The 19,229-nt window shown below is 69.5% G+C and carries 18 protein-coding genes and 2 pseudogenes; 10 read left to right on the forward strand and 10 right to left on the reverse strand.

Translation table 11 applies throughout. The annotated features are described in order from the left end of the window. Positions 1 to 287: 287 nt before the first annotated feature. The 5 genes from ACFVWD_RS46085 to ACFVWD_RS46105 all read left to right on the forward strand — a co-directional run bounded on the left by ACFVWD_RS46085 (position 288) and on the right by ACFVWD_RS46105 (position 5,177). Positions 288 to 800: a hypothetical protein gene (locus ACFVWD_RS46085; protein ID WP_381967369.1), complete on the forward strand. Its 513-nt coding sequence runs from the start codon at positions 288 to 290 to the stop codon at positions 798 to 800. A 703-nt stretch (positions 801 to 1,503) separates the two neighbouring features. Further along, entirely contained in the window at positions 1,504 to 1,974 is a 471-nt protein-coding gene (locus tag ACFVWD_RS46090) for an SRPBCC family protein (RefSeq protein ID WP_389604219.1), read from the forward strand. After that, positions 1,967 to 3,556: a phytoene desaturase family protein gene (locus ACFVWD_RS46095; protein ID WP_389604220.1), complete on the forward strand. Its 1,590-nt coding sequence runs from the start codon at positions 1,967 to 1,969 to the stop codon at positions 3,554 to 3,556. The genes ACFVWD_RS46090 and ACFVWD_RS46095 overlap by 8 nt, the downstream gene beginning before the upstream one ends. Before the next feature lie 105 nt (positions 3,557 to 3,661). Beyond that, a complete protein-coding gene (locus tag ACFVWD_RS46100; RefSeq protein WP_389604222.1) occupies positions 3,662 to 4,351 on the forward strand; it encodes a GAF and ANTAR domain-containing protein in 690 nt (229 codons plus the stop codon). 472 nt (positions 4,352 to 4,823) lie between these two features. Then, positions 4,824 to 5,177 (forward strand): hypothetical protein, encoded by a 354-nt coding sequence (locus ACFVWD_RS46105; RefSeq protein ID WP_389604263.1) that lies wholly within the window; start codon positions 4,824 to 4,826, stop codon positions 5,175 to 5,177. 349 nt (positions 5,178 to 5,526) lie between these two features. Here ACFVWD_RS46105 and ACFVWD_RS46110 read toward each other — a convergent pair. Together ACFVWD_RS46110 and ACFVWD_RS46115 are read right to left on the reverse strand one after the other, a co-directional pair. Then, positions 5,527 to 6,152, reverse strand: a pseudogene (locus tag ACFVWD_RS46110) (sigma factor-like helix-turn-helix DNA-binding protein). A gap of 336 nt (positions 6,153 to 6,488) precedes the next feature. Beyond that, entirely contained in the window at positions 6,489 to 7,130 is a 642-nt protein-coding gene (locus ACFVWD_RS46115; protein ID WP_381964628.1) for a hypothetical protein, read from the reverse strand. Positions 7,131 to 8,001: 871 nt separating this feature from the next. Between ACFVWD_RS46115 and ACFVWD_RS46120 the strand changes: the two genes are divergently transcribed. Then, positions 8,002 to 8,163, forward strand: a complete 162-nt coding sequence (locus ACFVWD_RS46120; protein WP_381964626.1) for a hydrophobic protein — start codon at positions 8,002 to 8,004, stop codon at positions 8,161 to 8,163. A gap of 194 nt (positions 8,164 to 8,357) precedes the next feature. After that, positions 8,358 to 8,729: a PRC-barrel domain containing protein gene (locus tag ACFVWD_RS46125; protein WP_389604224.1), complete on the forward strand. Its 372-nt coding sequence runs from the start codon at positions 8,358 to 8,360 to the stop codon at positions 8,727 to 8,729. A 395-nt stretch (positions 8,730 to 9,124) separates the two neighbouring features. Here ACFVWD_RS46125 and ACFVWD_RS46130 read toward each other — a convergent pair. Further along, positions 9,125 to 9,613, reverse strand: a pseudogene (locus tag ACFVWD_RS46130) (flavin reductase family protein). Between the two features lie 261 nt (positions 9,614 to 9,874). On the opposite strand from ACFVWD_RS46130, the gene ACFVWD_RS46135 reads away from it, so the two are divergent. Genes ACFVWD_RS46135 through ACFVWD_RS46145 form a run of 3 tightly spaced genes read left to right on the forward strand, consistent with a single transcriptional unit; the run spans position 9,875 to position 11,755 of the window. Then, the gene (locus ACFVWD_RS46135) at positions 9,875 to 10,546 is read left to right on the forward strand and encodes a HemK2/MTQ2 family protein methyltransferase (RefSeq protein ID WP_389604226.1); all 672 of its coding nucleotides are present in this window, start codon (positions 9,875 to 9,877) and stop codon (positions 10,544 to 10,546) included. Beyond that, positions 10,527 to 10,739: a CDGSH iron-sulfur domain-containing protein gene (locus ACFVWD_RS46140; RefSeq protein ID WP_389604228.1), complete on the forward strand. Its 213-nt coding sequence runs from the start codon at positions 10,527 to 10,529 to the stop codon at positions 10,737 to 10,739. The genes ACFVWD_RS46135 and ACFVWD_RS46140 overlap by 20 nt, the downstream gene beginning before the upstream one ends. Further along, a complete protein-coding gene (locus ACFVWD_RS46145; protein ID WP_389604230.1) occupies positions 10,736 to 11,755 on the forward strand; it encodes an iron-containing redox enzyme family protein in 1,020 nt (339 codons plus the stop codon). The genes ACFVWD_RS46140 and ACFVWD_RS46145 overlap by 4 nt, the downstream gene beginning before the upstream one ends. 369 nt (positions 11,756 to 12,124) lie before the next feature. Here the strand turns inward: ACFVWD_RS46145 and ACFVWD_RS46150 are convergent, their stop codons facing one another. The 7 genes from ACFVWD_RS46150 to grpE are packed head-to-tail and all read right to left on the reverse strand — an operon-like array spanning position 12,125 to position 19,229. Further along, positions 12,125 to 13,912, reverse strand: a complete 1,788-nt coding sequence (locus tag ACFVWD_RS46150) for an FAD-dependent oxidoreductase (RefSeq protein ID WP_389604232.1) — start codon at positions 13,910 to 13,912, stop codon at positions 12,125 to 12,127. Next, positions 13,912 to 14,175, reverse strand: coding sequence for a UBP-type zinc finger domain-containing protein (locus ACFVWD_RS46155; protein ID WP_067378125.1), 264 nt, complete (start codon positions 14,173 to 14,175; stop codon positions 13,912 to 13,914). The genes ACFVWD_RS46150 and ACFVWD_RS46155 overlap by 1 nt, the downstream gene beginning before the upstream one ends. Positions 14,176 to 14,180: 5 nt before the next feature. Then, positions 14,181 to 14,627: a thioredoxin gene (gene trxA, locus ACFVWD_RS46160; RefSeq protein WP_389604234.1), complete on the reverse strand. Its 447-nt coding sequence runs from the start codon at positions 14,625 to 14,627 to the stop codon at positions 14,181 to 14,183. Next, positions 14,624 to 17,263, reverse strand: a complete 2,640-nt coding sequence (gene clpB, locus ACFVWD_RS46165) for an ATP-dependent chaperone ClpB (protein ID WP_389604236.1) — start codon at positions 17,261 to 17,263, stop codon at positions 14,624 to 14,626. Before clpB ends, trxA begins: the two co-directional genes overlap by 4 nt. Further along, entirely contained in the window at positions 17,254 to 17,661 is a 408-nt protein-coding gene (locus ACFVWD_RS46170; protein ID WP_389604238.1) for a chaperone modulator CbpM, read from the reverse strand. The genes clpB and ACFVWD_RS46170 overlap by 10 nt, the downstream gene beginning before the upstream one ends. Further along, positions 17,658 to 18,611 (reverse strand): DnaJ C-terminal domain-containing protein, encoded by a 954-nt coding sequence (locus tag ACFVWD_RS46175; protein ID WP_389604240.1) that lies wholly within the window; start codon positions 18,609 to 18,611, stop codon positions 17,658 to 17,660. Before ACFVWD_RS46175 ends, ACFVWD_RS46170 begins: the two co-directional genes overlap by 4 nt. Before the next feature lie 6 nt (positions 18,612 to 18,617). Then, positions 18,618 to 19,229 (reverse strand): nucleotide exchange factor GrpE, encoded by a 612-nt coding sequence (gene grpE / locus ACFVWD_RS46180; protein ID WP_389604242.1) that lies wholly within the window; start codon positions 19,227 to 19,229, stop codon positions 18,618 to 18,620.

Below are 19,229 nucleotides of genomic sequence, written 5' to 3' on the forward strand. Positions count from 1 at the left end.
GGGGCCCCGCCGGTGGGCCGGGGCCCGGATTTTACAACCCGGGCCGCCCATTGTCCTCCCCCCCGGGGCCCCCACCCCCACGCGCCTTCCCCGCGGGCCGGGCCCCCCCCCGTGCGGTCCCGGCCCGGAACCCGGATGCCAGGCAACCTGTGACGCGGCTCATTTTCACTTCGGGTCCGGCTGCCTAAGCTGATACGTCACGAGCGGGGCAGCGCGGCTCCGCGAGACCAGCTCGCGAAACCGATCTGCCGGACACAGGCGAGCATGTTCCCAAGGGACCGACCGCCGTGACCGACGACCTGACACCTGTCATAGCTGCCTCCACCCGCTGGCTCCTGACCGCCTACCCCGCCCCCGGCGGCGCGCTCAGTCGCGCGCTGGCCGAGGCCCAGGCCCGGCAGGCCGTCACTCTCGCCGCCACCCTGCGGTACCCCACCGACCTCGACGTGCAACTGCTTCACCTGCTCGCACCCAGCGGGTCCCATCGGCTCGACTGGCTCACCGGATGCGAGCCGCGGCCCGACGACATCGCCTGGCGCACCTGGATCGACGAAACCGTCGTCAGCTGGGCGGCCTGCCTCCTGGCCGACCCCGCCCTGGCCGACCGCGCCGCCCGCCAGGCCCTCGCCGTGAGCGAGCACCAGACCACCGGCGGCCTGCGGCGGCTGACCGCCCCCGGGAAGTGGGACACCGAGGCCGCGCCTCTGCTGCGCCATCCCGACCTGCTGGAGAACATCGCCGGCCTGCACCGGCCCCAGCTCATGGAACTGCTCAGCCTCGACAGCGCCGGATTGCCCTGATCTCAGCGTTCGGGGGTCTGTCGCTCCGCTGGGGCATCGACCGGTTGCCGCCGGGCCGGTAAGGGCGGCCTGGCGTGAGCCACCCGGCGGTCGCGGGTGTCGTTCTTCACTCAACATCGGCATGATCACGGCCCAACGCCGACGCTGGTACTCGAGTTGAGCTCTTCCATTTTTCCTGGCCAGCGGACCTGTTTCGAGTCCAGCGGGCTGACGTGGCGTCTGTGCCATGGTGAGGGGAACGAGACTACGCGGACCGTTTCTTCGGCGTTCCCAGCGTGATGTTCTCCTTCGGGACGCCACCACCCCGCAGCCGCTGCGCAAAGCGCAGTGCGTTCGCAGCGGCTCCACGCAGGCTTATCTCAGTCCTCGGTATCAGGGGCCATTTGGATGTGCATCCTGAGCTTCGCCACTTCGGTGCTCCGCGGCTCACCGGAGCTGCTTCGTCGCAGTGGGCATGGATGACCGGTGGTCCTGTCCGGCTCCCGGTCGGCGCTGCGCCGCACTCGCCTCTGGCCTCGGCGAGATGCGAGGCCATTCGAGTACGCGCACCATGGCCGTGACACCGCATGGCGGATGAAGCTGTCAGCCGTGCCTGAGTGGTCCAGCCCTGTGCGAGCGCCGGTACGAAAACACGCAGGCGTTCCGAGTGCCGCGCGATGCGGCTGTGTGAGACATCGTCCGTTCCCGCGGAAGGGGCTCCTCCGTGGCCGTCCTGCATCAGCTGATCCGGCGTCCCCCACACGCGGTATGGGCGGTGCTGGCCGATCCCACTTGTTACGGAGAGTGGGTGGTAGGGCCTACCCGGTCCGTGCCACTCGACCAGACCTGGCCCGCTGTCGGATCCAGGCTCCGCTACACCGTGCGGCTGGGGCCCTGGTCGGCCGACGGGGTGACTACGGTCCGGCACCAGGAATCCGGAAGTGAGCTGGAGCTGGAAGCTTCGTTCAATCAGCTGGGGACCGCGCGGATCTTCCTCCAGCTCAGGCCGTGGGGCGAGGAGGAAACCCTCGTCATCTGTGACGAGCACCCCCTGCGCGGCCTGGGAGGCACCCTCCACAACGCCGCGAGTGAAGCGCTGTTCCTGCTGCGGCATCGGGGCATGCTGGCCCGCCTGGCCAGGCTCGTGGAACAGGGTTCCGTCGAGCAGGGGCACGCCGGGGCCCGCCATGCCTGACGCGGTGGTGATCGGCGCCGGTCCCAATGGGCTGGTGGCGGCCAATCTGCTGGCCGATGCCGGGTGGAGCGTGGAAGTCCTGGAGGCGCAGCAGGAGCCTGGGGGCGCCGTGCGCAGCGATCGCGGTGTCCACCCCGACTACGTCTCCGATCTTTTCAGCGCCTTCTACCCGCTCGCCGCCGTGTCCCCGGTCCTCTCCGGCCTGGATCTCGCCGCGGAGGGACTGCGATGGAGCCACGCCCCGCGCGTGCTGGCCCACCCGCTGAGGGACGGGAGATGCGCCGTGCTGGAGCGCCGGGTGCGGGAGACCGCAGCGGGGCTGGACACGTTCGCGGCGGGTGACGGCGATGCCTGGCGGGACATGTACGAGGCATGGAGCCGTGTCGGGCAGGACCTGGTGCAGGCCATGTTCACGCCTTTCCCTCCAGTGCGCTCCGGGCTCCGTCTGGCGGCGAAGTTCCGGGCCGCGGGCGGCCTGCGGCTGGCCCGCAGCCTGGCCCTGCCGGTGCGCCGCCTGGGTGACGAGGAGTTCCGGGGCGAGGGAGGACGGCTCCTGCTGGCAGGGAACGCCCTGCACGCCGACCTGGCTCCCGAGGCGGTGGGCAGCGGCGGATTCGGCTGGCTCATGTCGATGCTTGGACAGAGCCACGGCTTCCCGGTACCCGTCGGCGGGGCCGGCGCCCTGACCGCGGCGCTCGTGAGCCGGCTGCTGCACCGCGAGGGCGTCCTGCGGTGCGGGGAACGCGCGGTGTCCGTCGTGGTACGGGGCGGCAGGGCGGTGGGCGTCAGGACGGCAGGCGGCGAGACCGTCAGCGCGCGCCGCGCCGTGCTCGCGGACACGTCGGCGCCGGCCCTGTACCAGGAGCTCGTGGGGGAGGAACACCTTCCCTCCCGTCTCTTTCGGGACCTGGAACGCTTCCAATGGGACTTCGCGACCTTCAAGGTCGACTGGGCCCTGACCGGCCCGGTGCCGTGGACGGCCCCGCAAGCCTCCGGCGCGGGGACGGTCCACGTGGCCGACGGCATGGACAGCCTGACCCGGTTCGCCTCGCAGATCGCCATGGGGCAGATCCCCGACGAGCCGTTCGCCCTGTTCGGACAAATGACCACGGCGGATCCCAGCCGCTCGCCCGCGGGCACGGAGTCGGCGTGGGCCTACACCCATGTCCCGCAGCGCATCACCTCCGACGCCGGCCCCGACGGCATCACCGGCCGCTGGGACGCCCGCGAACAGGAAGCCATGGCGGACCGCATCGAGGCCCAGGTGGAGCGGTTCGCGCCCGGATTCCGCCCCCGGATCCTCGCCCGCCGGATCCTGGCCCCCACCACCCTCCAGGCCATGGACGAGAACCTCCACAACGGTGCCATCAACAACGGCACCACCGCCCTGTACCAACAGGCCGTCTTCCGCCCCGTCCCCGGAACCGGCCGACCCGAGACCCCCCTGAAGGGCCTCTACCTCGCCTCCGCATCCGCTCACCCCGGCGGAGGAGTCCACGGAGCCCCCGGAGCGAACGCCGCCCGAGCCGCGCTACGGCCCCACGGACTGCACACTCTCCTGCACCGCGCACAACGGCTCTGAACCGTAGGAAGCGGCCCCTGACCTGCGCACTCTTCGAATCGTGCAGCTTGCGTGAAAGGCTGGGTAGGAGGCTTGTCCGGGGCGGGACGAGTAGCGGAGGACACCGTGGATTGGAGTCGGTTCGGGCAGCAGATGGCAGCGATGGCACGGGATCTGCTGGCGCAGGATTCGGTGGACGCCACGCTTGAGCGGATCACCGCGTCGTCCACCGAACTGGTCGAGGGCTGTGACGCGGCCGGCATCCTGGTAGTGCATGACACGAAGGTGGAGACCCTCGCTGCCACCCATTCCCTGGTCACTGACAGCGACCTGGTGCAACAGCAGCTGGGCGAAGGACCATGCTTCGATGCCGCACACAGCTCGCAGGGCGAGCGCATGTTCCGCATCGCGGATCTCACCAGGGAGAAGCAGCGCTGGCCTACCTTCGCCCCTCAGGCACATCAGCTCGGCGTGGGCAGCATGATGGGCTTCCTGCTGTTCACCGAGGACGAGGACCTCGGCGCGCTGAACTTCTACTCCCGTCGGCCCGGCGCGTTCACGGACGACAGCGAGCTGGCGGCATTGCTGCTGGCCTCCCACGCCGCGGTCGCTTTCTCTGCCGCCCGCACACATGCCCAGATGGAAAAGGCCGTCGCCACCCGTCACCTCATCGGCGAGGCCATGGGCATCATCATGGGCAGCCACCACCTCACCGAGGAGGAAGCGTTCAGCGTGCTGCGCCGCTACTCGCAGGCGAACAACATCAAGCTCCGCGAGGTCGCCAGCCGGGTCTGCGAAGAAGGCAGCCTGTCCTGACGCGGCGGCTTCTCCAGCTCGCGGGCCGAACCAGAGAAGCCTGAGCCAAGCCAGCCTCATGGGGAACCGCTGAACCCGGCCTGACTGCCAAGTCCCCTTCAGGGGCTCCTGACACCCGAATGCCTCGCACGCGAGGCGCCTTTTTCGAGACCGATGGACCGATTCGGGCAGCAGAGCGAAGCTACAGCCCCTCCCGAGCCGTGCGCTTGCCCTCACCCGGAGGCGCAAGAGCCCCCTGGCCGCTGGCTCGCGCGGCGCTCGCGGCTGAGCTGGGCCGCGGAGGTCGGCCGCGCGCTGTACGTCTCCGCGATGCGCATCTCCCACCTGCTCACCCGCACCCTCACCGAGCTCCAGTACGGGCGTGCTTCCCGCATGACATCCCTGCGCCCCTGCCCCGCTCACCCGCAGCCAACCACTACACCAGCCGGCTGCACCCGTCATCACCGAGCCGGTGCCGGACGTCCAACTGCAGATGCTGATACGGCTGGTCGGGCAGGATCCCCGGGCCGCTCTTCCCATCACACTGATCGTCGGGGGCAGCTTCCTCCACGGCGACCTGATCTCCCACGAGAGGTGGCGGGACGACTGGGCGCGTGGCCTGCGCGGCATCGACGGGCCCGGCGCGAACTTCCTGGAACGGTTCGCAGAGCAGGTTGACGAAACGGTCGCCGACAAGCAGGGGCACCTGGTCTCGCAGCGGCTACCGCAGTGGGTCCATATGCGTGATGCCACCGGCCTTGCCGGAATCGGCGGGCCTGTCGTCATGCCCCTGTGGCGCGGGCGGCTCACGGACGTGTCCGACTGGTCCCTGGGCAGACCGGAATAGCGGCCGAGGGCGTGTGTCAGTCCGGCGACAGTCTGCATCGACGCCCTCACCACCAGGCATCCGGCGGTCGACGGATCTCGCGCGGTTGGTGGTCAGCGAACTGGTCACCAACGCCTGCAAATGCGCTCCCGGACCGCTGCGGATGGAGTTGATCACCGCCGATGACCTGGTGGAGGTGACCGTTCGGGACAGCGCCAGGGTATGTCCCGAGGCTCGCCCGGGTGATTCGTGAGGGTGGGTCAGCACGGGCTGGAAATTGTCATGACCGTCGTTCAGGCATTCCAGGTCCGGCTCGAACCGATGGGCAAGAGTGTCACCGCATGGTCGGCCCCCGGTGAGATCGGTGGGCTCACCCGGGCAGAAGGCCGGTGCGGAGCTTGGCCAGGATGCCGCTCAGCAGTCGGGATACGTGCATCTGGGAGACGTGCAGTTCGCGGCCGATCTCGGCCTGGGCCATCTTCTGGCCGAAGCGCAGCTCGATGATGAACCGTTCGCGGTTGTCGAGTTGCTGGAGCAGAGGGCCGAGCGCGTGACGCGGAGTTCCTGCAGGCGCCGTGGGACGTGAACGGCCCAAGTGGTATCGCGGAAGAACCAACTGATCTCGCCGACGATGTAGGGGATCGCGAACGAGGTGAACTCGAACTCACGGGGCAGGTCGAAGCGGTCGACGGCCTTGATCAGGCCGATCGTGCCGATCTGGATTACATCCTCCATGTCACCGTTGCCACGGTTGCGGAATCGGCGAGCCGCGAAACTCACCAGGGACAGGTTCATCTCGATCAGGGTGTTGCGGGCGTACTGGTGCTCGTGGGTGCCTTCCTCCGGGATCTGGAGATGATCGAGGAAGAGCCGGGACAAGTCGCGTGCGTCCTTGGGAGCGACCTTGCCGCCGTCCTCGATCCAGGGCAGGCCATCCGCTACGGCAGGTGATTCCGTGGTGGTGGCGCTGGTCTCGCGGGCGTTCACGGAGAGGATCACTGCGTCGCCTTCGGTGGAGAACGGGGTGACCTCCTCCTGCCCCGCGGGTCGGATGCATGTCTCCTCGGCGGGCGGCAAGTTGGAGCGGATACGCGCCGGCAGCAATCTGGCAGGACCGCACAAGTCTGCGGCCGGCAGGTAGACCAAGGTTCCGGAGACTCGCTCTGCGCGCTCTTGCCGGTTCTCAGGTGCCAGGTCGCGGCGCTCACTCAGGGGAGCGAGGAGCCGCTGTCCAGGCGAGTGGTTCCAGGCCCCCGGACATCGAGTTGGCCCTGAAGCGGACTGCATTTGCGCCGGACGCCTACCGACCGGGAAAGCGGGCCGAAAACGCCTTCAGCGCAGAATGCTGACTGCGCGGGCGATCACGAGGAGCGAGGTCAGGAGAGCGGCGACGCTCTGCACGCTCATCAGGAACTTGGCGCGTGAGGAGAGTGGCATGGTGTCCGTGGGGCTGAACGCCGTGGAGTTGGTCACCGACACGTAGAGGTAGTCCATCAGGGTGGGCACCCAGTCGGATGTCCTGCTGGAGCCGTCGGAGACCTCCTGGACGGCGTCGTCGTTCTCGTCCTGCGAGAATCGGAAGTCCGCCAACGGTAGCTCTTCACGGGCCACCTGGGTCCTGCTGACCGGGCCGCCACGGTCCAGCTCCCAATAGGCCAGACCGAAGACAATGACGTTGGTGAGCCAGATCTGCAACGAGGCCACCAACAGCGCCTGGCCGTCCTTCACCTCGGCGGACACCAGCTCATGGATCAGAGTTCCCAGCGCGAGGAGGTTGCTTGCCGCGATCACGGCCACGAGCGTCAGCGACAGGACACGGAACGCCCGTGTCTGTCGAGTCAGCCGTCGTGGGTTGATCGCTACGAGAGGTACGAGCAGCACACACTCCAGAGCAGGCAGCACATAGCGCGGGGCGATCAGGAGCTGCTGAGGCAGGAACAGGTACAGCGCGACCGCGATGAGGGTCGCTGTCACACCTGGCAACCGAGCCTCTCCGCGGCGCTCGTGCCGCGGATGTCTGAAACGGGCTTCTTCACGCGCTCGCGGCATGACTCGTCCTCCACCTTGTCCTCACCTGGGCATGAAAGGGGGCTCGTCCGGACCCGGACCATGGTGCACGTCGGAGGGGCCGGGCGTGGCGCTTCCACGGGCGGGCCCCGCGCTGGTGACCATGGATTACGCCATGTGCGGCGGACGACCGGGGCGCAGGGCGTCGTGATCCGGCTATGGTCGCGGGGACCCGGCCGAAGTGAACGTCGAAGGTTTCGCTGCCCGACGCGCGCCGCTGTCGACAGGCGGCGCTGCGTTTGGGAGCACACCCCAGTATCTGAGTGATGGGAGGTCATCTCGGACGGGGCTCCTTGTCGGTCAAGCAACTCGTCCCCCGGGTGTCCCACCAGGTCCCCTGGCATGCGTGGTCCGGGCCGTGAATATCCGGCGCGCTGATCGTGACGCTGAAGACCCGCTCCCATGTGCGCTCACGGGTACTGGACCGTCACCGAGCTGCGTCCGGAGTAGGCGCCGGCCCGCTCACCCGTGATCCGAAACCGCTCACACACCCGGATTGGTCCAGGACTCACCCGGTCCCGCAGCTGCCAAGTGAGGAGACCGTGTCCGTGCCGTGACCTTGAAGCCGGATCAGGCCCGCGTACAGCGCTTGGTGCCGTCCCGCCGGATTCCACAAGTCGTCGTCCGCTATCCGCGGCCGGGTACTCAGACCGCTACGGACCGCCGAAGCGTGACACCAGTCACGCCCGACGGGGACCCCTCAAAAAAAATCCTGTTACGAGCCTGTAGGCGTGGACGGGGAACTGGTGGGCACACGGCGGTTCGGAGGTTGACAATTATGATTCCCCTGCTTCTCGTTCTTCTGTTGGCCCTGATTCTCTTCGGTGCGGGTTTCGCGCTGAAGATTCTGTGGTGGGTCGCGATCGTCGTGCTTGTCGTGTGGCTCGTCGGCTTCGTCGCACGTCCGAAGGGTGGGAGTGGCCGCTGGTATCGCTGGTAGTTGACCGCCGGAAATATTTCCCGCGCAAGGGCTGGAGAGAGTTATGGATTCTGGCTTGAATGCGGGGCGTATAGCCCGGGATGACGGGCACTCGCAACCGAGGCGGTCGAAGAAACCGCTGTGTATGACGTGCGGAAAAGGAGGATCGGCGGGAATCCCTGCCGTCCTCCGTTTACCGGAGGAGTTGTTTTCGCGTGACTGAGAATGTGTGGAATTACAAGTCGACCGCGGGTCGTCTTGCGGGCGCCGACCTCACTGGATACAAGGTCGAGGCCACGGACGGCAGCATCGGCAAGGTCGACAAGCACTCCGACGAGGTCGGTGACGCCTACCTGGTGGTCGACACCGGCATGTGGATCTTCGGCAAGGAGGTCATGCTCCCGGCGAGCACGGTCGTGAGTATCGACCCGAACGAGAAGAAGGTCTTCGTCGGCCTTGCCAAGCAACAGATCAAGGACGCCCCGGAGTTCGACCGGGAGAAGCACCTCGGCGACCCGGGCTACCACGACGAACTGGGCACCTACTACGGCACGGGTGGCGCCCCGTTCGGCGGCCCGCAGATCTGATCCGACAGCTGCTCCGAGCACCATGGCCCCGGGACTCTTCGACGAGTCCCGGGGCTGCCGCGTGCCCGGGGGCAAGTTCAGGAGATGCGTGGGGATCTGGGACGGAGACCACTCACATCGCCTGTAGCCGCTGCAGTCGATCAGCCTCTCCACGCGGCCGGCCCGCCAGGCCGGGGCGGCGACCTGCCCGGCCCGAAGTGTCAGAGGACGTCGGTCAACTCGAACTTGTCGGTGTGGTCGCCAGTTCCGCCGTCGAAAGGCCGGACCGGCCGGTCCTGGTCGCGGTGGAGCGATCGGACTGACCGGGGGACCACAGCCGCGTCAGTGATCCGCTCGTCGGAGGTGCCCGCCGGCGGATCTCGTTCGGTGCCGCCCGGTTACGCTCGGCCGATAGCTCAGTCCGCAGGGTGGCCCGGGGTGATGTCATGGGTGTCGTTCAGCGTCAGCAGCGGGGTTGTGTTGCCCGCGAGGTTGCCCGCCGCCTCCGGAGCGAGCAGGAAACCGACGGGGTCTCCGCCGTCGATCCGGCTCTCCACCCGGCCGACGAACCAGGCGGGGGCCTCGTCGAGGATCAGCGATCCGCCCGGTCCTGGATGCCAGGGGACGTGGGTGAACTTGTCGGTGCGGTCGCCGGTCTCGCCGCCGAAGAGCCGGGCCAGCCGGTTCTGGTCGCGGCGCAGGAGATGGACCGCGAGACGTTCGGCACGCTCGGCGACCCGGCACGTCCGGTTGGCTTTGGACAGCCAGACCACGAACCGGGCGGGCCCGATCGAGCACTGCGAGGCGAATCAGACCAGGCAGCCAGCTCTGTCCCCGCCGGCCTCCGCAGTCACGACATACATCGGATAGTTGAGCAGGTCGGTGAAGGGATCAAGATCGGTCACGGTACTTGGCTCCCGCCTCAAGTGAACGGATACCGGGTCACTCCGCGCGCTGTCGGTGTGCGGCTGCGGCGCCCGGATGATCGTAGAAGTGCCCGCTGGGCCGTGTGAGGTCTCTTCAGTCGGGCACTCGGAGCAGTGACGCATTGGTCGGGTGTGGCCTACGAGGCTCGCCCGTGAGGCGCCCCCTCGCATTGAGCCACCCGGCGGGTGCGTACGGTGACAGCTCGGGGCGCGGGCTTGCGAGGTGTAGGTGTGCTCGACGTGACAGCGCGATACGAAGGCGGAGTGGTGGCTCCGTGGCGGGTGTATGCCCCCCAGCACGACACCGAGTTGCTGACCCGGGCCCTGGACCGGGAAGACGTGGCCGCGGGGGCCGCTGTCCTGGACATCGGGACTGGTTCGGGTGCCCTCGCGCTGGCCGCCGCCCGGCGGGGCGCCCTTGTCACTGCCGTCGACAGGACCTACCGGGCGGTCCTCGCCACCCGGTTCAACGCCCGGCTCGCCCGACTGCCCGTCGAAGTCCTCCACGGTGACCTGTTCGGCCCGGTCGCCGGCCGCCGGTTCGACCTGGTGGTGAGCAACCCACCCTATGTCCCGGCGCCCGGGCCCGTCCCGCGCCGCCATCGCGCCGCGGTGGCGTGGGACGCGGGTGTGGACGGACGCCTCCTGCTGGACCGGATATGCCGCCGCGCGCACACGTCACTGCGGTCCGGCGGGGTGCTGCTGCTCGTGCACTCCGCCCTGTGCGGCATCGCACCGACCCTGGCCACTTTGGAGCGGTCGGGACTCGCAGCCCGGGTGACCGACCGGCGTCTCGTGCCGTTCGGTCCGGTGCTCCGCTCGCGAGGGGCGTGGCTGCGCGAGCAGGGGCTCGTCGACGTCGGTGAGGAGAAGGAAGAGCTGGTGATCATCCGTGCCGAACGAACCCGCTGAACGGTCGTGCCGCGTCACGCTGACGAGCGACGGCCCGATCCTCGTAGAAGGACCGGTCGAGGTCGTGCTCGACGACGGTCGAACCGTGCGTTCGGACCGGTTCACCGTCGCGCTCTGCGTCTGCCGGCGCAGTCGGGCCTATCCCTGGTGCGACACCAGTCACCGCGCCCGGCAGAAGAGGGGGATCACATGACCAGCACCGCAACACCCGCCGCCCACGACCGTGCCACTGGCCCCGCACTGCCGCGGAGTAGGGGTGAGCTCTCCCGCACGGTCCGCCAGGCCCTGACCCGTCCTGCCGGGACGCCGCTGCCGCAGCGGGTGACGGCAGCGCACGCGGACCCGTACGGGGACGATCTGCAGCTGGCGCTCTACCTCTGCTACGAACTCCACTACCGCGGCTTCGCCGGCGTCGACCCCGCGTGGGAGTGGGAGCCCGGCCTGCTGCGGCTGCGGGCGGAGATGGAGCACCGCTTCCTGTCCGCGTTGCGCGCCGACATCGGATCGCCGCGCACGGCCGAAGAAGCTCTCGCGGACCTCCTCGTGGAACCCGTCGACACCGACGGTCCCTCCCAATTCCTGAAGAACCGAGGTGAGTTGTGGCAGTTCCGCGAGTACGCGGCCCAACGCTCCCTCTACCACCTGAAGGAAGCCGACCCGCACGCCTGGGTCATCCCGAGACTGACGGGACGCGCGAAGGCCGCGATGGTCGCCGTGGAGTACGACGAGTTCGGCGCCGGACGGCCCGAGCGCATCCACGCCCGCCTGTTCGCCGACCTGATGGCCGACCTCGATCTGGACACCGCCTATGGACGCTACGTCGACACGGCCGGTGCGGAGATGCTGGCCAGCGTCAATCTCATGTCCCTGTTCGGACTCCACCGGGCGCTGCGCGGAGCGCTGGTGGGTCACTTCGCAGCCGTGGAGACCACCTCGTCGCCCGGCTCACGGCGCCTAGCCGACGGGCTGCGACGGGTCGGCGCGGGCCCTGCCGCCGTCCACTTCTACGCCGAGCATGTCGAGGCCGACGCGGTCCACGAGCAGATCGTCCGCCGGGATATAGTCGGCGGCCTCCTTGCAGCGGAGCCCGCTCTCGACGGGGACGTCGCCTTCGGCGTCGACGCCACCGAATGGACCGAGAAGCGGCTCGGCAACCACCTCCTCACCGCGTGGCGCGACGGCCGAACCTCACTGCGCACACCCTTGTGACCTGCTCTCAACGCATCCGCGGTACAGGCGAACGCTGCGCGTATGCGGTATGAGCGGAGTGCCTGGGTACCCGGGAACGGTGCGGCCTTCCTCGTCCCGGACGAACTGCTCGCCTCCTCCAGCCTCTCCCTTGTGGACCGCAAGCGGCCCTTGACCAGCGAGGCCAGGACCTTTGGATCGCGCTCTCCCTCCACCAGTGCGTCCAGGATCGCCCGCGCGGACTTCGAGTACGCCTGGGAGGCCACCGATGTCAGTTTGATCCCGGCGTCCTGGAGCACCTTCTCCAGTCGCTGGATCATCCGAGCCCGTTCCTGCGTCATCGCTGTCCGTGACCGCGTCAGATCCCGCAGGTCCCGCATCTCCTGGGCGTCATGCGAGCCAAGCGGACTCCTTCGGACGGGTGTGCGGTGAGCTGTCGGTGCCGCCGTGGGCGGCCGTGCGGCCCAGGTGGCGGTGCACGAAGTGGATGCTCATCGCGCCTTCGCCGACCGCGGAGGCCACCCGTTTCACCGAGCCGCTACGGACGTCCCCTACCGCGAAGACCCCGGGCAGGCTGGTCTCCAGGGTCATGCACGAGCGCCCGCGGCCGTGCCACACCTCGGGGTAGGCGCAGGCTTCCTGGGCCTCCGGGCCGGTGAGGACGAAGCCGCGGGAGTCGAGGGCAATGATGCCGGCGAGCCACTCGGTGTGGGGGTCGGCGCCGGTGAAGACGAACAGGCCCCGTACCGCGAGTCGGCTGTGCCCGCCCGTGCGGTTGTCGACCACGTCGAGCTCCTCCAGCACCTCCTGGCCGGTGACCTCGGTGACCTCGGTGTGCAGCATGACCTCCACCCGCGGATGGCGTTCGACCTGGTCGACCAGGTAGCGGGACATGTTGGCCTCAAGGCTGGGTCCTCGGACCAGCAGGTGCACCTTCGGCGCGTACCCGGCGAGGAACAGCACCGCCTGGCCCGCCGAGTTGCCTCCGCCGACGACGGCCACCGGGTCGGTGCGGCACTGCTGGGCCTCGTAGACGGTCGCCGAGTAGTGGACGCTCGTTCCCTCCAGGCGTTCGATGCCGGGCACCTGGAGCCGGCGGTAGCGGGCGCCCGTGGCCAGGACGACGGCGCGGGCGGCGATCTCGCTGCCGTCGGCGAACGCCACCACGTAGTGGTCCTCGTCCTTGGGACGGAGACCGGTCGCCTCCAGCGGAACGCTGATCCTGGCGCCGAACTTGTCGGCTTGGAGCACGGCGCGTTCGGTGAGTTCGGCGCCTGAGATGCCGGCGGGGAAGCCGAGCAGATTCTCGATGCGGGATGACGTGGCGGCCTGGCCGCCGGTGGCCATCGCCTCCACCACGGTGGTGCTCAGGCCCTCGGAGGCGGCGTACACCGCGGCAGCGAGGCCGGCGGGTCCGGAGCCGACGATGAGGACGTCGCCGTGACGGTTTCCGGCGGGCAGTGACGGCAGGCCGATGAGCCGGGCCAGTTCCGCGTTGCTGGGGTTGCGCAACAGGGTGGTGTCTCGCCAGATGACGAGCGGTGTCTCCTCCGGGCCGACGCCGAAGCGGCGCAGCAGGTCCTCGGCCTCCTCGTCGGTCTCCAGGTCGATCCAGCGGTGTGGCAGCCGGTTGCGGATGGCGAACTCGCGCAGCCGCCGGGTGTCGGGCGAGTAGCGCGAGCCGATGATGCGGAAGCCGGCGCCCTGTCCGACGAGCAGCGCGCGACGGCCCAGACAGGCGCGCAGCACGAGGTCCCCGATGGTGGAGTCCTGGGACACCAGGTGGCGCAATTGGGCCAAGGAGACGACGAGGACCTCGCCTGGGTCCCTGGCGACAGCGGTGTAGAAGGCCACCTGTCCGTGCAGCAGCCCGAGTTCGCCGATGAAGCGACCGGGGCCGTGCACGCGCAGCACGTGTTCCTCGGGAGTGCCGTAGTCCTCGACGACGGCGACGGTACCGCTGAGGACGACGAAGAACGTCTCGCAGCGCTCCCCCTCCTGGATCAGCACGTCGTTCGGAGCCATGCTCCGGCGATGCCCGTGCTCCGCCAGACGTGCTATCTGGTCCTCCGTAAGGCGCGGATACGCGCCGTAGATGTCCGGGGTCTCCCAGAAGACGGCCTCGTCCGCTTCCTCCGGCACCGGTTCTCCGCCCGGCAGCGGCTGGTCGCCGCACATCAGACGAACGCCTCGTGAACGTAGCACCAGCGCCATTCCTCGCCGGGCTGGAACGACTGCACGATCGGATGGGCGTCGGCAGCTGCGTGCCTACGCGCGTGCTTGTTCGGCGAGGAGTCACAGCAGCCGACGTGCCCGCAGGTCAGGCAGAGCCTCAGGTGGACCCACGGGGAGCCGAGCAGCAGACACTCCTGACACCCTTCTGGGGTCAGCGGCTGGACCGGCCGGACAAGCGCGAGGTGGGGGTCTGCGTGCAGTGTCATCCGGATCACCCTTCCCGGGCCGTGATCGACTGTTCCACCCACTGGCGCAGAGCGGGGGCGGGTGCCGCCCCCGCCTGCCGGGCGACCGTCTCGCCCTGGTCGAGGACGAGCAGTGTCGGTACCGCCTGTACCTCGAAACGCTGCGAAAGCCGCGGGTTCTTGTCGATGTCGACCTTGACGAGTTTGATGCGGCCGGCGAGGTCGGTGGCGACCTTCTCCAGCGCGGGGCTGACCATGCGGCAGGGGCCGCACCAGGTGGCCCACAGGTCGACCACGACGGGGACGTCGGCCCGCTCGGCGACCTCGGTGAAGTCGTTGTCGCCCGCGTCCACCATCCACGGGAGGGGCTGCTTGCAGTGGCCGCACTTGGGGCGGCCCTCGGCGGCCACGGGTACCCGGTTGGTGCGCCCGCAGTTCGGACAACTGACGGTGGTCGCCTGCATCGTGCTCATGCCGCCCGCGCTCCCTTCACGTCCCCGGGCTGGTCGTAGGTGACCACAAGCTCTGCGTGCTCGGCGTCGACGCGCACCGTCGCGCCGTCCTGGACGTCGCCGCGCAGCAGGGCGCGCCCGACCAGTGTCTCGACCTCGTGGGAGATGTAACGCCGCAGCGGCCGGGCCCCGTACACCGGGTCGTAGCCTTGGTGGGCGATCACTTCCCGGGCAGCGGCGGTGAGCTCGACGGTGATGCGGCGTTCGGCGAGCCGCTGCCGCAGTTCGTCGAACTGCAGCTCCACGATCCGCTCGATCTGCCGCTCGCCGAGCGGTTTGAACAGCACGATGTCGTCGACGCGGTTGAGGAACTCCGGGCGGAAGTGCCCGCGCAGCTCGCCCATCACCAGGGCGCGGGCGTCGGGCTTGATCTCACCTTCGGCGGTGGCGCCGTCGAGGAGGTGCTCGGAGCCGATGTTCGACGTCATGATGATCACGGTGTTGCGGAAGTCGACGGTGCGGCCCTGGGCGTCGGTGATACGGCCGTCGTCGAGGATCTGCAGCAGGGTGTTGAACACATCGGTGTGCGCCTTCTCGATCTCGTCGAACAGCACGACCGAGTACGGCTTGCGGCGTACGGCCTCGGTGAGCTGGCCGCCCTCCTCGTAGCCGACGTATCCGGGCGGTGCGCCCATGAGCCTGCTGACGGTGTGCCGCTCCTGGTACTCGCTCATGTCGAGGCGGACCATGTTCTCCTCGGAGTCGAACAGAGTCCGGGCGAGGGTCTTGGCCAGCTCGGTCTTCCCGACGCCGGTGGGGCCGAGGAAGATGAACGAGCCGATGGGGCGGCGAGGGTCGCGGATGCCGGAGCGGGCGCGGATAATGGCGTCGGTGACGAGTTTGACGGCTTCGTCCTGACCGATGACGCGCTCGCGCAGGATCTCGTCGAGGCGCAGCAGTTTCTCGCGTTCGCCCTCCTGGAGGCGGGCGACAGGGATGCCGGTCCAGGCGGCGACGATCTCGGCGATCTCCTCCTCGGTGACGACCTCGCGCAGCAGCCGGTTCTGCCCTTGTTTGGTAGCCAGTTGCTCCTCTTCTGCGGCGAGTCGGCGCTCCAGGTCCCGGAGTCGGCCGTAGCGGAGTTCGGCGGCGCGGTTGAGGTCGTATGCGCGTTCGGCCTCCTCCGCCTCGTGGCGGACCTGCTCCAGTTCCTGGCGCAGTTCCTGCACGCGGCGGATCGCCTGCCGTTCGGCCTCCCACTGGGCGTGTTTGGCGTCGGCCTCGCCGCGCAGGTCGGCCAGTTCCCTGCGCAGCTCCTCCAGGCGGGTTCTGCTGGCAGGGTCGCTCTCCTTGGACAGGGCCGCCTCCTCGATCTCCAGGCGGGTGACGCGGCGGGTGATCTCGTCGAGTTCGGCGGGCATCGAGTCGATCTCGGTACGCAGCCGGGCGCACGCCTCGTCGACGAGGTCGATGGCCTTGTCGGGCAGGAACCGGTCGGTGATGTAGCGGTGGCTGAGGGTGGCTGCGGAGACCAGCGCGGTGTCCTGGATCTTCACGCCGTGGAAGACCTCGAGGCGTTCGCGCAGTCCGCGCAGGATGGAGATGGCGTCCTCCACGCTCGGCTCGTCGACCAGGACCTGTTGGAAGCGGCGTTCGAGGGCGGCGTCCTTCTCGATGTGCTTGCGGTACTCGTCGAGGGTGGTGGCGCCGATCATGTGGAGTTCGCCGCGGGCGAGCATCGGCTTGAGCATGTTGCCCGCGTCCATGGCCCCTTCCGCGGCGCCCGCTCCTACGACGGTATGGAGTTCGTCGACGAAGAGCAGGATGCGCCCTTGGGCGGCCTTCACCTCGGACAGCACGGCCTTGAGGCGTTCCTCGAACTCGCCGCGGTACTTGGCGCCGGCGACCAGGGAACCCATGTCGAGGGCGAACACCGTCTTGTCGCGCAGGCCCTCGGGGACATCGCCGCGGACGATGCGCTGGGCGAGGCCCTCGACGATGGCGGTCTTGCCGACGCCGGGGTCGCCGATGAGGACGGGGTTGTTCTTGGTCTTGCGGCTGAGGATCTGGGTGACGCGGCGGATCTCCGCGTCACGGCCGATGACCGGGTCCAGCCGCCCGGACCGAGCCTCGAGGACCAGGTCGCGGCCGTACTTCTCCAGAGCCTCGTAGGCCACTTCGGGGTTGGCGGAGGTGACGCGCTGGTTGCCGCGGACCTGGGTGAGCGCGCTCAGGAACGAGTCCCTGGTGATGCCGGCCTGTTTGAGCAGTCGCCCGGCGGCGGTTGAAGAGCTCTCCTCAGCCAGGGCGAGCAGGAGGTGTTCCACGGACACGTACTCGTCCTTGAGGCGTTTGGCCTCCCGTTCGGCGGCGTCGAGCAGGCGGGCGAGGCGCTGGGTGACGAAGACCTGGTCGGGTGCCGCGCCGGGGCCGGTGACCTTCGGGCGGCGGGAGAGTTCCTCGCGCACGGCCGCGCGCAGTTCCTTCGGCTCGGTGCCGGCCTGTTGCAGCAACCGCGGGATCAGACCGTCCTCCTGATCGAGAAGTGCGAGCAGCAGGTGTTCCCCGTCGACCTCGGTGTGCCCCATGCGGCCGGCCGCGGTCTGGGCCTCCTGGAGGGCTTCCTGGGACTTCTGGGTGAGACGGTTCATGTCCATGGGGGTGTTTCACTCCTCATGCCGCGGCCGCGCAGGGCGGCTTCGAGCAGGCTGATGCGGTCCAGCAGGTCGAGCACCAGGCCGATGGATGCGTAGTTGAGGCAGAGTCCGGTGCGCAGCCGCTGGACGCGGGCGAGGGCGGCCGGGGCCGTGGGGTCGAACACCAGGCGCCCCGCGGCGTCGCGTTCGGCGTCGATCAGGCCGAGGGCGACGAACCGGCGGATCAGATCGGGGTGGAGGCCCGAGCGACGGGCCACGGCGTCGAGGGAGAGCCTGGGGGCGGGCACGAGCGCGTACCGGACAGCCGTCGAGGCGGTGAGGTCGGCGCCCGTTCGTACCGGACGGGCGCCCCCGTCGGCCCGGCCGATGCCTGCCGCTCCCGCGGGTCGGTCGTTCATCGCGTCCTCCTGGGGTCGAACGAGGAAGTGGCGGCGAGCTCCTCGAACAGTTCGCGCTCCCGGTCGCCGAGGGTGGGTGGCACCACGATGCGGAGTTCGGCGTACAGGTCGCCGTTCGCGCCGCGCGGGTTCGGCATGCCCTCGCCACGCAGCCGCAGCCGCCGGCCGCTGGACGAACCCGCGGGCACCGTGACCTTGGCCGTGCCGCCGCCGGGGGTGGGCACCGGCACGGTCGCGCCCAGGGCCGCCTCCCAGGGGGCGACCGGGACCTGGACGTGCACGTCGCGGCCGTCCAGCCGGAACCGGGGGTGGGGCTGGATACGCACCCGCAGGTACAGGTCGCCCGCGGCGGCGTCACCGCTGCCGCGGCCGCCCTCGCCCGCCAGCCGGATGCGCTGCCCGTCGGTGACGCCCGGCGGCACGTCGACCTCGTACCGCCGCGGCTGCCCGGTGGGACCGGCGAGCGTGACGGTGCGACGGCCGCCTCGGTACGCCTCCTCGACGGTGAGCGGCAGCTCGGCCTCCTGGTCCGCTCCGGGGACGCCGCCTCGGGCGGTGCCGGCTCCGAACATGGAGCCGAGCAGGTCCTCGACATCGATGCCCTCCGCGCCGAAGTCGTCGCCGAAGCCGGTGGTGTACCGGACGCGAGGACCGCCACCGCCTGCAGTCCTCCGACCGCGGAAGCCGCCGCCCGCTCCGGCCGCGACCCGTTCGTCGAAGTCCTCGGGGATCTTGCGGAAGTCCTCGCCGAAGCGGTCGTAGCGGGCCCGGGTCTTGGGATCGGACAGGACGCTGTATGCCTCGTTGAGGTCCTTGAAACGCTCCTCCGCCCCGGGGTCCTTGTTGACGTCGGGGTGGTACCTGCGGGCGAGCTTGCGATACGCCTGCTGGATCTCGTCCTGGCTCGCGCTCCGCGACACGCCCAGCACCTCGTAGAAGTCCCGCGCCATGACCGGTCACTCCCGCTTCGCGACGGTCACCGCGGCCGGCCTGAGCTGCCGCTCGCCGTCCCCGTAGCCGGGGCGCAGCACCTCGACGACCGTGCCCGGTGGGGCGTCGGGGTCCTGGACGACGCCGACCACCTCGTGCCGGGCCGGGTCGAAGGCGACGCCGGTCTCCGCGTGCCGCGGGTAGCCGAGCAGTTCGAGGACGTTCACCGCCTGGTCGCGGACCGCCTGGATGCCCTCCACGATCGCGCCCGGATCGGCGTCGGCATGGGTCAGGGCGAGTTCGAGGTTGTCGAGGACGGGCAGGAAGGCGGCCGCCGTGCGGGACCGTTCGACCGCCCGTTCGCGCTCCAGTTCCCTGGCGTGACGCTTGCGAAAGTTGTCGAGGTCGGCGAGTGCGCGCCGCCAGCGGTCCTCCAGTTCCTGGATCGCGGTCGTGTACTCGTCCTCGGCAGGCGCGGGGCCGGCGGCATCGGGTCCCGGTTCGCCGTTCGCCGCTTCCGGCCGGGTTGGCGGGCCCGGTTGCGGCAAATCCCCGCGCGGAGGGCGTACGGCGCCTTCCGGGACCGGTTCGACCGGATCCGACCCGGCCCGGTCGGGTTCCTGGGGGTGGGTGGGCAT

This window comes from Streptomyces sp. NPDC058086 (assembly GCF_042885015.1).
GTDB lineage: Bacteria > Actinomycetota > Actinomycetes > Streptomycetales > Streptomycetaceae > Streptomyces.

Excerpts from the sequence above, each read along its gene's own strand:
- clpB (WP_389604236.1), bottom strand. The coding sequence starts at position 17,263 with ATGGACATGAACCGTCTCACCCAGAAGTCCCAGGAAGCCCTCCAGGAG.
- ACFVWD_RS46175 (WP_389604240.1), bottom strand. The coding sequence starts at position 18,611 with ATGGCGCGGGACTTCTACGAGGTGCTGGGCGTGTCGCGGAGCGCGAGC.
- ACFVWD_RS46145 (WP_389604230.1), top strand. The coding sequence starts at position 10,736 with ATGACCAGCACCGCAACACCCGCCGCCCACGACCGTGCCACTGGCCCC.
- ACFVWD_RS46155 (WP_067378125.1), bottom strand. The coding sequence starts at position 14,175 with ATGACACTGCACGCAGACCCCCACCTCGCGCTTGTCCGGCCGGTCCAG.
- ACFVWD_RS46170 (WP_389604238.1), bottom strand. The coding sequence starts at position 17,661 with ATGAACGACCGACCCGCGGGAGCGGCAGGCATCGGCCGGGCCGACGGG.
- ACFVWD_RS46150 (WP_389604232.1), bottom strand. The coding sequence starts at position 13,912 with ATGTGCGGCGACCAGCCGCTGCCGGGCGGAGAACCGGTGCCGGAGGAA.
- ACFVWD_RS46120 (WP_381964626.1), top strand. The coding sequence starts at position 8,002 with ATGATTCCCCTGCTTCTCGTTCTTCTGTTGGCCCTGATTCTCTTCGGT.
- grpE (WP_389604242.1), bottom strand. The coding sequence starts at position 19,229 with ATGCCCACCCACCCCCAGGAACCCGACCGGGCCGGGTCGGATCCGGTC.
- ACFVWD_RS46095 (WP_389604220.1), top strand. The coding sequence starts at position 1,967 with ATGCCTGACGCGGTGGTGATCGGCGCCGGTCCCAATGGGCTGGTGGCG.
- ACFVWD_RS46105 (WP_389604263.1), top strand. The coding sequence starts at position 4,824 with ATGCTGATACGGCTGGTCGGGCAGGATCCCCGGGCCGCTCTTCCCATC.
- trxA (WP_389604234.1), bottom strand. The coding sequence starts at position 14,627 with ATGAGCACGATGCAGGCGACCACCGTCAGTTGTCCGAACTGCGGGCGC.